The 12,570-nt window shown below is 66.6% G+C and carries 6 protein-coding genes and 1 pseudogene; all 7 read left to right on the plus strand.

Annotation, left to right across the window (positions count from 1 at the left end; translation table 11 throughout):
* Positions 1-44: 44 nt before the first annotated feature.
* The 7 genes and pseudogenes from QUY26_RS08560 (at position 45) to QUY26_RS08595 (ending at position 11,917) form a co-directional block, all read left to right on the plus strand.
* A complete protein-coding gene (locus QUY26_RS08560; RefSeq protein ID WP_289944709.1) occupies positions 45-365 on the plus strand; it encodes an ArsR/SmtB family transcription factor in 321 nt (106 codons plus the stop codon).
* A gap of 114 nt (positions 366-479) precedes the next feature.
* The gene (locus QUY26_RS08565; RefSeq protein ID WP_289944711.1) at positions 480-872 is read left to right on the plus strand and encodes a VOC family protein; all 393 of its coding nucleotides are present in this window, start codon (positions 480-482) and stop codon (positions 870-872) included.
* A gap of 270 nt (positions 873-1,142) precedes the next feature.
* Positions 1,143-5,279, plus strand: a pseudogene (locus tag QUY26_RS08575) (RHS repeat domain-containing protein); the annotation flags it as partial.
* A gap of 4 nt (positions 5,280-5,283) precedes the next feature.
* Positions 5,284-5,844, plus strand: coding sequence for a hypothetical protein (locus tag QUY26_RS08580; protein ID WP_289944716.1), 561 nt, complete (start codon positions 5,284-5,286; stop codon positions 5,842-5,844).
* A gap of 139 nt (positions 5,845-5,983) precedes the next feature.
* On the plus strand, positions 5,984-6,361 hold the full coding sequence (locus QUY26_RS08585; RefSeq protein ID WP_289944717.1) for a hypothetical protein: 378 nt from the start codon (positions 5,984-5,986) through the stop codon (positions 6,359-6,361).
* Between the two features lie 729 nt (positions 6,362-7,090).
* Positions 7,091-8,080 (plus strand): RHS repeat-associated core domain-containing protein, encoded by a 990-nt coding sequence (locus tag QUY26_RS08590; protein WP_289944718.1) that lies wholly within the window; start codon positions 7,091-7,093, stop codon positions 8,078-8,080.
* A gap of 2,028 nt (positions 8,081-10,108) precedes the next feature.
* Entirely contained in the window at positions 10,109-11,917 is a 1,809-nt protein-coding gene (locus QUY26_RS08595) for a hypothetical protein (protein ID WP_289944719.1), read from the plus strand.
* Positions 11,918-12,570: the final 653 nt, after the last annotated feature.

Genomic DNA, 12,570 nt, shown 5'->3' on the forward strand with positions numbered 1-12,570 from the left:
ACCAGAGGTACGATGCAAGCCGAACCTCTGGGAGGAGTGCCGCCGTGCCCGACGAAGAAGGCCACCCGCTGCCCGCCGAGATGGACCTGCGCGCGGTCCTGCACGCCCTCGCCGACCCGCTGCGCTTCGGCGTGATCGCCGGGTTCCTGCGCGAGCCCGACGGCACCGAACGCACCTGCGCGTCCTTCCAGTTGCCGGTGTCGAAGTCCACGACGTCGCACCACTTCAAGGTGATGCGCGAGGCGGGCCTGCTCCGCATGGTCGACCACGGCAACAGCCGGACGGCGGTCCTGCGCCGCGAGGAGCTGGACGAACGCTTCCCCGGCCTGCTCGGCCTGGTGGGCGCCGAACCCGCACGGGACTGACCGGACTCTCTCGACAGGGCGGGCCGAGCCTGCCTAAGATCCCCGGCAGCATCGCGTGCCGGTCACCGCCTGGGTGAGGCATGGAGGTGCGGGAGATGCCCACGGAGGCATTCCTTGGCAGTTCAGCTCAATCACACGATCGTCCACGCCCGGGACAACCGGGAATCCGCCGAGTTCTTCGCGGAGCTGCTGGGACTCGAAATCGGCACCGAATGGGGCCCGTTCGTCGCGGTGGACCTCAGCAACGACATCACGCTCGACTTCGCCACCGTCCCCGCGGACACGATCATGCCGCAGCACTACGCGTTCCTCGTCGCCGAGGCCGAGTTCGACGCGGCGTACGAGAAGATCACGGCGCGCGGCCTGGCGCACTGGGCCGACCCGCAGCAGACGCACCCCGGCGAGATCAACCGCAACGACGGCGGCAAAGGCGTCTATTTCACCGACCCGTCGGGCCACTTCATGGAGCTGATCACCGTTCCGTACGGCGGCCGTCCGCAGCAGTAGAGCGTGAGAGAGGGTTGCACCGCCCACGAGTGGAGTGGTGCAACCCTCCGGATCGTCCGTGCCGTTCAGCAACGGCGTTCCGGACGCGATCACCAACCCCGCCGCCGGCACACCACGGCGGCTGGCACCGCCGCTCCGCTCCGTGGTCATGCGCTACCTCTGCCATGATCACCCTGTGGACAGCGTGCGACTGGCACTGTCGATGGCATCACCAGTCCCCCTCGTTCGCCCCCTCCCTCCTCACCGTCGCCACCCCGGCATGTGGAACCCGGTGGACGGACCAACGCCCTCGTCAAGGACGACACCTCCGGCGAGTGGCACCTGGAGAGCGACGACAGGACCAAGGCCGTCAAGCTCACCAGTTCCAAGCGCGGCAACGGCGACGACAACGGCGAGTACTGGCGCATCACCACTCCGGACGGCACCCGCTACTACTTCGGCTACAACCGTCTTCCCGGCCGGGCCAACGGCAAGGCAGAGACCAACTCCACCTGAACGACGCCGGTGTTCGGCAACCACAAGGGCGAGCCCTGCCACGCGGACGCGTACAAGGACTCCTGGTGTCGGCAGGCCTGGCGGTGGAACCTCGACTACGTCGTGGACCCGCACGGCGACGCGATGGCCTACTACTGGAACAAGGAGACCAACCACTACGGCCGCGACGTCAACGGCCTGTCGGCGCTGAAGGCGTACGCCACCGGCAACAAGAACGAGACGTACCGCACCGCCGTCGGGGACGGCTGGCGCTCCACCCGGACCGTGCGCACCTTCGACACCTACGGCCTGCCGACAGCCGAGTCCGACCACGGTGACCTGGCGAAGACCGGCGACGAACAGTGCACCACCACCAGCTACGCCCGCAACACCGAGAAGAACCTCCTCACCCTCGTCAAACAGGCCCGGACGGTCGCGGTCGCCTGCGACAGAACCCCGTCCCTGCCCGCCGACCTGATATCCGTCGAACGCCACTACTACGACGGTGCCACCAGCCTGGACGCCGCTCCCACCAAGGGCGACGTCACCAGGCTCGACGAGCAGGACGCCAAGGGCACCGGATACCTCACCACCGCCACCCACACCTACGACCAGCACGGCCGCGAGCTGACCGACACGGACGCGGACGGCAACACGACCACCGCGGAGTACACGCCGAAGGCCATCGAGGCACCGAAGTCCAAGACCGAGACCAACGCTCTCGGCCACACGAGCACGACGGAGTACGAGGCGGCGCGCGGCGTGGCCACGGCCGCCGTCGACGCCAACGGCAAGCGCACCGACGCCGTCCACGACGGCCTGGGCCGGGTGCTGAAGGTCTGGAACCCCGGCTGGCCCAAGGCCGACCACGCGGGCCAGCCCTCCGCCACGTACGCGTACACGATCTCCCGGACCGCCGCGAACGCGATAGCCACCAAGTCCCTCCAGCACGACGGCTCGTACGCCACCAGCTATCAGCTCTACGACGGCCTGCTGCGAGAGCGCGAGACCCAGGCCCCCGCCATCGGCACCCGCGACCGCGTCGTCACGGAGACCCGGTACGACACGCGCGGCTTCGCCCACAAGTCGTACGCCGCCTACTACGCCGACGGCGCGCCGTCCAAGACCCTGGTCCAGGGCGCGGACAACAAGGTGCCCGCGATGACGGAGAACCTCTACGACGGCCTGGGCCGCGTCACCGACGCCGTCTCGCGCAAGTACGGCGACGAACAGTGGCGTACGAAGACGATGTACGGGGGCGACCGCACCACCGTGATCCCGCCCAAGGGCGGCACCGCCACGACCGTCGTCACCGACGCCCGTGGCCGTACGATCGAGCGCCTGCAGTACACGAACGCCGACCGCACCAAGTCCCAGAAGACCCGCTACGCCTACGGCAAGTTCGACGAGCCGGAGAAGGTCACCGACCCGGCGGGCAACACCTGGACGTACACCTTCGACGCGCGCGGCCAGCAGACCAAGGCCGACGACCCCGACAAGGGCCTCACCCGCACCACGTACGACAAGCTCGGGCAGGCCACGTCGACCACGGACGCCCGCGGCGTCACTCTCACCACCGACTACGACGCCCTGGGCCGCAAGCGGCACCTGAGGAAGGGCGGCACGCCGCTGGCCGAGTGGACCTACGACACGGTCGCCAAGGGGCAGCCGGCTGCCGGCATCCGCTACCTCGACGGCGAGAAGTACACGTCGGAGACCACCGGCTACAACGACGCCTACGAGCCGACGTCCAGCACGGTGACCATCCCCGCCAAGGCGGGCGCCCTGGCGGGCACATACACCTGGGCCTTCGGCTACAACCCGTACACCGGACAGCAGGAGTGGATCAAACACCCCACCGTCGGAAACCTCCGCAGTGAGCGCCAGACGACGATCTACGGCGAGGGAAATCTGCCGCAGAAGACGACGGCGGGGTCCATCACTCTGGTCAACTCCACCGCCCACGACGTCTTCTCCCGCCCGGTACGCACCAACTACGGCGCCCTGGGCGAGCGGGTCTACAAGACCCAGGTCTACGACGAGCACACCGGCCGCATAACCCGCCAGACCACCGACCGCGACAAAGCCCCGCAGCGCATCGACGACACCAAGTACGCCTATGACCCCGCCGGGAACGTCACCGGCATCACCACCGCCAGCGGCCAGGACGAAGCCAAGTCCACCGACACCCAGTGCTTCACCCACGACGCCTTGGGCCAGCTCACCAAGGCCTGGACGGCGAAGAAGGACTGCGCGGCCAAGCCCACCGCGGCCACGGTCGGCGGCCCCGACGCCTACTGGCAGTCCTTCGCCTACGACGTCATGGGCAACCGCACGGAGCAGACCGACCACACCTCCGGCGCCACCACCACCTACACCCAGCCCAAGCCCGGCACTGGCCTGCCGCACGCGGTGAAGGAAGCCACGGTCAAGGGCGGCACCGACGACGGCCACAAGCGCACCTTCGCCTACGACAAGGCAGGCAACACCACCCAACGCACCCTGAGCGGCGACCGCACCCAGAACCTCACCTGGGACGACAAAGGCCACCTCGCCACCCTCACCGAGAACGGCAAGAAGACCGCCTACGCCTACGACGCCGACGGCAACCGCCTGATCACCCGTGACGCGGACGGCACCCAGACCCTCACCCTCCCCGGCAACAACGAACTCAAGATCGCCAAGAACGGCACCAAAGAAAGCATCCGCTACTACACCCACGAAGGCCAGACCGTCGCCGTCCGCACCAGCACCGGCCTCTCCTTCCTCCTGCCCGACCACCAGGGCACCTCCATGGCAGCCATCGCGATGGGCACCCTCGCGATCACCCGCCGCAAGCAACTCCCCTTCGGCGGACTACGATCCGACCAGTCCGAGACGATGCCCGGCACACGTGGCTTCGTCGGCGGCACCAACGACCCCACCGGCCTCATCCACCTCGGCGCCCGCGAATACGACCCGACCCTGGGCCGCTTCCTCTCCGTCGACCCCGTCATCGACCACGACGACCCCGCACAGCTCAACGCCTACTCCTACGCCCACAACAGCCCCCTCACCAAATCCGACCCCGACGGCCTGCGCCCCCTCGGCCCCACCGACCACGGCCCCGCCGGCGACGCCTGGTGGGCCGCCGACCGCGGCATGTACGCCGGATACAAGTACAAAGGCAACGGCAAGTGGGTCTGGAAACAGACCCCGAGAAAAGGCAAGATCTTCCGCCAGCGCTACCGGGCCTACCGCGCCAACCCCTCCCACTACCTCATCGACGACAGCCACGCCCGCGCCCGCCAATCCGCCATCAACCGCGCCAAATGGCAAGCCCAAGCACGAGCCGCCGAAGCAGCGAGGAAGAGAGCCGAAGCCCAACGCCGCAAGAAGGACGGAATCCTCGGCAACATAAAGGAGGGCAACTTCGGTACGGCCTGGAAACAGACCAAGTCCGGGCTCAACGACACGTTCGGCACCTGGGACGGCTGGAAGAACCGAGTACTCCCCGCTGCCGACTTCACCACCTGCCTTATGGTATCGGCCGGAACATGCACTCTGGTCGGCCTGGCCGGTGCATCCATAACCTACGGGGGTGACTGGGCCATCACGGGCAAGTTCGACGGAGGCGGCTATGCCAGAACGCTCGCCTGGACTGTTGGCGGCGGGGCAGTAGCAGGCGGCGCGGCACGCGCCATGGGAGCATCCAGTTGGCGGCAGGCATTCACCGGTAACGCCGTCGAGCGCGCGACAGTCAGGGTTCCCGCTTACCGCACCAAACTCGGGTACGGAACAGGCCCAGGCGGTGGCCGCAAAGGCTGGGCCACACAGCCAGTAGGCGTGGTGGACCGCAGCAGGACGATCCTGAATATGGGTGTCAATTCGCAGCTCTCCTGGGGCTTCTGCGGTGCCGGCGCGGCCAGTGCGGCCGCAGGAAGAGGGTGCTGACAGCATGGCAGGCAACGCTGTCGTGAACGAGCAGGGTCGGCGTGTGCTTCGCCGCAGGTCTTGGCCGGTCCTGTCCTGGGGCAGCGTTGCCATCATCTGGGCGATCTTTCCGCTGGGAGTGCTGTCCTCGTTGACGCATCAGAACCACCGGGACATCTGGGTCGTCGCTGCCGTGTTCTGTGCGGTCACCGCAGTGCTGCGCAGGATCGGCAGCTGCAAGGTCATCCTGCTCTGCGACTCCCTCACGGTGGAGAACCCCCTCGTCACCTACGAGGTCCCGTACGGGACCGTGCGCGCAGTCGAAGCAGCTGCGGCCGGAGGACTGGAGGTCGAAGCACCCCAAGGAGAAATCATCCACCCGTTTTGTTTCGGGGGGTCTCTGGTCGACGCCTACTTCAGGAGCACCACCAGAGCGGCTGCCGAGGTCCAGGACACGGTGAATAGGCGGCGGCATCGCCCTGGTGCGCAGGGAGAGGTGACGCGACGCTTCCGCCGCTGCTGGTCCGACGCGCTCGTTCCGTTGGCCGTGATCTTCGGGACGGTGAGCATGTTCGTCTCGCCATAACCACGTCACATCGCTTCTGGCGGGCACGCAGAGACCCAGGGGAGTGTCACGAATCAGGTCGACGGGCACGATGTGGCCCCCTCGGCGGAGGCGTGCCGGATCACGCAGACCGTCGATGAAGGCCCCGAGGTCACGCTGTATGTGGCGCCTCGACGGCGAGAAGTACACGTCCGAGACCACCGCCTACAACGACGCCTACGAGCCGACCTCCAGCACGGTGACCATCCCCGCCAAGGCGGGCGCCCTGGCGGGCACCTACACCTGGACGTTCGGATACAACCGGTATGCGGGCCAGCAGGAGTGGATCATGAATCCGGCTGTCGGGAACCTGCCGAGCGAACGCCAGACGACGATCTACGGCGAGGGCAACCTGCCGCAGAAGACGGGCGATGTGGGATGGCGTGCTTGCCCGCAACTCAGTGCGTATACGCCCTGCCACGACAACAAGCGGGGTCATTTGGCGGGAAGGGCCTGTGAACTGGAGTGCAACCAGAGGGAACTTGGTCGCCAACAGTAACTTCGCCCTCGGCTACTGTGGCGCTGGAAGCCTGAGCCCCGGAAAGGCCATTGGCTCCTGCTGACGTACGGATGAAACTCGGGTCCGTTGAGGCACACCCTCAACGGACCCGCTCAGACCGAATGTATGGGCGTCAGCCTGATGGAATACGGACGGGTTACCGGTGGGCGGGTACTTCGCCGTCAATCTTTCAGGGTGCTCGCCGTGTTGTCCATGCTTCTATTCGGAGGGGGAGCCGTATTACCGGCTTCCGCCGCACTCTCCAGCGGCGAGGCAGGACCCATGGTGGGGGCAGCGATCTGCCTTGCTGTCGGGGCAATGGCATATCGCACTACGCGCTGCAGAATTCATCTTGCAGACTCCTCACTCACGGTCGTGAATCCGGTTTTCAGTTACGAAATTCCCTATTCCGCGATCCGCAGAATTGAGACTAATCGATCCGGCAGCTTGATCATAGCCCCTAAAGAATATGCAGCGGGCATCGAGGGGGAAGAGTATCTCGTGGTGGGATATGCAGGATCGCCACTCGATCGCATATTTAAGACTTCGGAAAGGGCGCTCCAGGAGGTCAGGAATACACATAAAAGGGGGCAGCATCTGGCAGGAACAGGCGATCCCGTGCGGCGTCGCGTTGCAGCAGACGCTCTCGCTGATTCCATGACGCTAGCGGCCAGTGGCTGCATGCTGGCGGCCCTGATACTGCGTTACTGAGCTTGAAAGCGTGATGCCGTGAGGGCTGATGGCGGCGGCACCAACGACCCCACCGGCCTGATCCACCTCGGCGCCCGCGAATACGACCCCACACTCGGCCGCTTCCTCTCCGTCGACCCCATCAACGACCACGACGACCCCGCACAGCTCAACGCCTACTCCTACGCCCACAACAGCCCCCTCACCAAATCCGACCCCGACGGCCTGCGCCCCCTCGGCCCCACCGACCACGGCCCCGCCGGCGACGCCTGGTGGGCCGCCGACCACGGCATGTACGCCGGATACAAGTACAAAGGCAACGGCCGCTGGATCTGGAAACAAACCCCCAGAAAGGGCAAAGTCTTCCGCAAACGCTACAACGCCTACCGCGCCAACCCCTCCCACTACCTCATCGACGACAGCCACGCCCGCGCCCGAGCCCGCCAATCCGCCATCAACCGCGCCAAATGGCAAGCCCAAGCACGAGCCGACGCAGAACAAAAGCGCGCCGAAGAAGCCCAACGCCGCAAGAAGGACGGCATCTGGGGCAACATCAAGAAGGGCAACCTCCGCGCAGCATGGGACAACACTGGCGGCAAAGTCGTCAGTAAGGCCCACGGGTTCATGCAAGAAAATAGCAAAACCTTGGGCTGGGTCGGCGTCGGCCTAGGCGCGGTTTCTATGTTCACACCGATGGGGTGGATTACTACTGGAGCTATGGTTGGTGGGATCGCACTCGGCGCCGCCACAACAGCTGATGCGTGCGCCTCCAAACAATGGGGAAGCTGCGGAATAGGAGCTGCGATTCTGGGGTTTGCTGGAGGGGCTGTTGCTCTCACAAGAACATCGACCTCGCTACTACGTAGCACTACGAGGGCTGGATTCGGTCAGCAGGTGCTCCGTTTCACCGTAGCGGGCGGGGCTCGGGGCGTAGCCCGGGTTGCTGACGTGAGTTCTGTGGGATTCACAGTGATCGGAACGACTACCGGCGGAAATTTGGGCACATCGAATCACCGAGAGGACTATTAGACCTATATTTCACGGCGGCCCGCCAGCCCGCCTGGCGGGCCCTCTCGGGCACAGTAATCGATAGTTGCAGCGAATGTTACGCACCCCTGCCACCCCTGCCCCCCTTCCCATTCTAATTCCCATCTGGCACCTGTAGCATCCAGGCATGCGCCCTGTATGGATAGCTCTCGATGGTGTGGCCCGCCGGAAGAACTGGTGGTGGACCATTTACCTGACACTCGTCACTGCTGGCGTGGTGACAGCTGTGGCCCTGTCTGCAGGTCACCCCTGGGGATGGGTCGGCTTCGTTTGCGGGTGCTGGCTGATCTCGCTCTCCTACATGATCAACCGGGGGTGCGGACGCACCCTTCTCACATCGGATCGAATGGTCTTCCATACGCTCACCCGCCGAAGGGAAATCCTATGGACTGAGGTTACGCATATCGAGAAGCGGCGCCACCAGACGCGAAGTGGTGAATGGTGGGACTTGCGCGTAACTCGGGATCGAGGTCGACCACTCACCATCCCTGGCGCCTTCACCAGCAAGAGGGATGACAATGAATTCGAAGGAAAACTGGCACTGATTCGCAAATACTGGTCTCAGTCAATCCCAGACTGACCCTGCAGTCGGCTCGGAACTCGGTGGCGCTGCCAGCATTCCACTGCTCTCACTTACTGGCCGAGTCAGTCGCGGATCAACCCCTTACATCCCGGCCCCGCCAAGGGGCAGCCGACCACAGATTCTGCCACTCGGGTTTGCTCATTCCTTCACGACCGCACGTCGGGATCGCGCCTATGAGTGGCTCTCGCCGTTGGGAGGATGTTCAGCACATGACCGATGTCGGTCGGCACCTCTCCGTGGAGGCGCTTGACGAAACGAAGCGGCTGCCCTTGCTTGCCAGATGGCACTTACGAAGGCAACGCTGGCGAAGCGTACACAGAGGTTCTGCTGTACGCCGAGATCCGGGAGCCAGTTCGGAGCCTGACGTACAGGGCAGGCGTCGCGGCCGTCTGGGAAGGTGGCATGGAGCTCAGCTTTCGCAGCCGCGGTGCAAGGAGACCTCAAATTCATTGCCCTTTCTCCAGGTTCTCACGAACTTCATTTCAAAGTGAAACGAATGAAGGCAGGGCGGAGTACGTCGTTTCAGCAGATCGCATATCTGAAAGCAGGCGAGATTTCGGTTGCTTTGTTCGACCCAGTTCAGCCGAACTCCTTCTACCAGCAGAGCCCGGACGTGGACTCCTGGGCAATAGGAATCTTGTAACTGCGGGGCTGGGGTGCGAGATAGGGAGAGTGGTGACGCAATGAGGAAGGAGTCGTGGAGTTCGAGGCCGCATTTCCCAGTACGGCACGAGGCGTTTGAGTTAATGGAGCACGGCTCGCTAGCCCGCCTGGTGGGCCGGCTCCGACATAGGGGTCAATGGCTGCAGCGAATGTCACGCCACCCCTAGCACACCCGCATTGGATATGAGTGCGGGTGGGCCTGTCAAGTTTGGACCTTGAGCATATGGACACCATGAGGCGGCCGCAGGAACGAAGGTCAGTAAGGGGGACAGGCGAACGCGATCGAGTATGGGGCAAGGTGGCGGCTCGACTTGGAATTGCATAGTTCGTTCAACCGGACATAGAGCGGCGTCTTTTAGAGGCCGCTCACTCGATTTCCTGGAGATCACGTGACCGAGGCGGTCGAATCAGCAAATTCAGGCGAAGGATTCTGGATACTCTACTGTGGGGCCGTATTCATTTTCCTCGCAGGTGCCGCCTTCGCGTTCAACGCGAGAAGGATCTCTGAGCGGTTCCATCGCCTCGTCACCAGGCATGTGCCCACTGGTCGGGCCACTCCGCGAACCATGAGGGTAGTCGGTGTCGGGTGGATGGCCGTTGGAATCTTGCTGTTCCTGCCGGAGATCGTCCGAGCAGTGGCTGCTTGACGTGGGGACCACCGCTCGACCGCCGGCTCGGGATCACCGGTCCACTGTCAGCAACCGCAAGGAGCCACTGGATGTGGAGCTCATCGGACCGACAGGGACAGAGGGGGAACTGTGAGGATGCCGTCGTGCGTCGCGTCGGCCGCTGTCGTGTTCGGCGGGACCGAGGAGGCCCTGTGGCGGTACCGGCGCCGGGCGTGGGCGTGGTTCTTGCTCGGGGTCGGGGCGCTGGTGGGCGGGGTGGTCGCTGTCGGGGGCGGCTGGGGTGGCAAGTTGGCCGCGTGGGGTGCCGGTGCCGGGACGGTCGTGCTGGTGGTCGGCGCGGGGAGCCTGGTGCAGGCGCGCCGGATGCGGGTGGTGTTGTCGGCGGGGCCGTGGGTGGCCTGTGCCACCACGGGGGTCCCGGCGGGGCTGGGAGCGCCGCGGGTCGTGCTGCGCGATCCGTGGTCCGGGGTGCTGTGGCCGTTCACGGTGGCCGCGGTGCGGCAGCGGTATGGCCTGGCCGCTCCGGGGCCGGACGGTGTGCTGTGGTGGTGTGGTGATCCGTGGCGGGGCGGGGTGGTGGCGCGGCCCGGCGGTGAGTCTCTGGTGTGGGTACGGCCGACCCGGACCCGCGGCAGGCGGCTCAAGGACGTGCGGAGGGCCGAGGAGGCAGGGCTGCCAGGGCAGTTCGAACCCCGGCAGCCCCAGCCCACGCCGGACGGTGGCCCGCCGACGCTCTCCGCCCGTGTCCAACCGCCCTACCGGCGGCCCGTGTTCCGGTGGATCACGCTGGTCGGCGCCGTCCTGCTCGGGCTCGGCATCGCCGGGGCCGAGGCGGCTGAGGGAGACCCGCAGGTCGACCTGACCGTCCTCAGCGAGGACCGGCAGGGCAACTGCACCGTCACCTGGCGCGACCCGGACAGCGGTGAACGCCGCGAAGGGCCCTACCAGTGCGATCCGGACCGGGACCCGCTGCTGCACGACTGGGAGACCGGCTGGGTCGTGTCGTACGGGCCGTGGAAGGGCGACCTCTACAACTCCGACTGGCAGGGCACCCCCGCGAACACCGTCAACCAGGTGTTCGGCCTTGGCGGCCTGCTCATCCTCGGGGGCTCGGCGGTCGGGGGCGCGATCCGGGTCGGCATCCGGGTCGCCGAACGGCGCGCCGCCCAGGGGCCGGCCCTATGGGGCCCGTCGGAGGCCCGCCCGATGCCGGAGCCTCGCTCCCCCGGGCCCTCGGCCGGACAAGTCCCCGCAGGCGGCAGCACCGCCCCGGCCGAAGCGGATCTGTCGTACGCCGCGTTCTGTGCGGCGGCGCGCCGCAAGGTGGTGTCCCCGGCGCCGAGCGACGGCACACGGCACGAGGCCGACGTGCGCACCGGCCCGTGGTGGCGCGTGCGGACCCTGCTGCGGACGTCGCAGCTCGACGGCGTACTCGCCGGCGTGGCCTGCCTGGTGGGGGCGATACTCCTGGGGTGGCTGGGTCTGGGGCCGTGGCCCGCCCTTCTCGTGCTGGCGCTCTTCGGCGGAGTACAGGCGACGGTGTCGGGCTACCGGGCGGTGGTACGGGGACTTCCTGCCGTACGGGCGGTCGTCCGCGCCGCACGCGCTCCGCTGCCGGTGGTCACGCCGTACGTCCTGCTCCCCGAGCCCGGTGACGCGACGCCGGTCCTGGTCCTCTTCCCGGCCCACGCGCAACCCGACTCCCCGCCCGAGGCGGTGCTCGCGGTGTGCCACCCCGGCCCGGCCGGCAGGCCCTGGGCAGGCCTGCCCGGACCCGTGGGCGAGGCGGACCTGCGCGGCTGGCTGGACGAGGGCCCCACGGTGGTCCCCTGGATCGGCGGGCGGGCACTGTGGCCCCTGCACGAGCTCCGGGACGTCCGCATCGGCGTTCCCGAGGACCGGGAGTACCTCGCCGCCCTCGTCGGCGAGAGCCGCGACGACTGACCACACCGTGGCACCGGAACACCGCCAACACCCTTGCTGGACGGGCCGTTTCCCGGCCGCCCTCCCCTCGACGGACCTCTCCATCGGGAGCCCGCAACGGTTCCCGGCTGAGGCTTCCGGTACAGGGGGGGACGAGAGGCAGGGCCCGCGACGCGACTCCGGCCCGCCCCTCATCACTTCGGGTGACGGTACCGTCGTACATGAGACCACGGCGCGTACCCGCGTCCGCACTCGCACCCATGGGAGCAGTGATGACCACACAGCGGCAGCAGCGGGCCACCGAAGAGACCTGGATGTTCCCGCCTGCCGCCGGCTGGACCTTCGACCAGGTCAAACACTGGAGCTGCCCTTCGACTGGGAACTCGTGGACGGAGTGATCGTGGTTCGTGGGCAGACCAAGGTATGGCGCAACGGAGTGCGGGACGGCATCGCCGACGCTCTGAAGGCGGCTCGCCCGGAGCCGTACTCCGTATACCTGGAACAGTGCGTCATGGTCACGCCCCAGAACGTCGCAAAGCCCGACGTGATCGTGTTTGACCCCAGCGGGCTCGACTTCTTCGAGACCGAGTGCGTACCGGTCGACAAGGTCTCCCTGGCCGTCGAAGTGGTCTCCCCCGGCTCCTGCCAGGACGACCGCGTCCGTAAGCCCGCGC

The sequence above is a fragment of the Streptomyces flavofungini genome (genome assembly GCF_030388665.1).
GTDB classification, from domain to species: domain Bacteria; phylum Actinomycetota; class Actinomycetes; order Streptomycetales; family Streptomycetaceae; genus Streptomyces; species Streptomyces flavofungini_A.

Coding starts and splice junctions, on each gene's coding strand:
- QUY26_RS08595 (WP_289944719.1), top strand. CDS start 10,109: ATGCCGTCGTGCGTCGCGTCGGCCGCTGTCGTGTTCGGCGGGACCGAG.
- QUY26_RS08585 (WP_289944717.1), top strand. CDS start 5,984: ATGTGGCGCCTCGACGGCGAGAAGTACACGTCCGAGACCACCGCCTAC.
- QUY26_RS08580 (WP_289944716.1), top strand. CDS start 5,284: ATGGCAGGCAACGCTGTCGTGAACGAGCAGGGTCGGCGTGTGCTTCGC.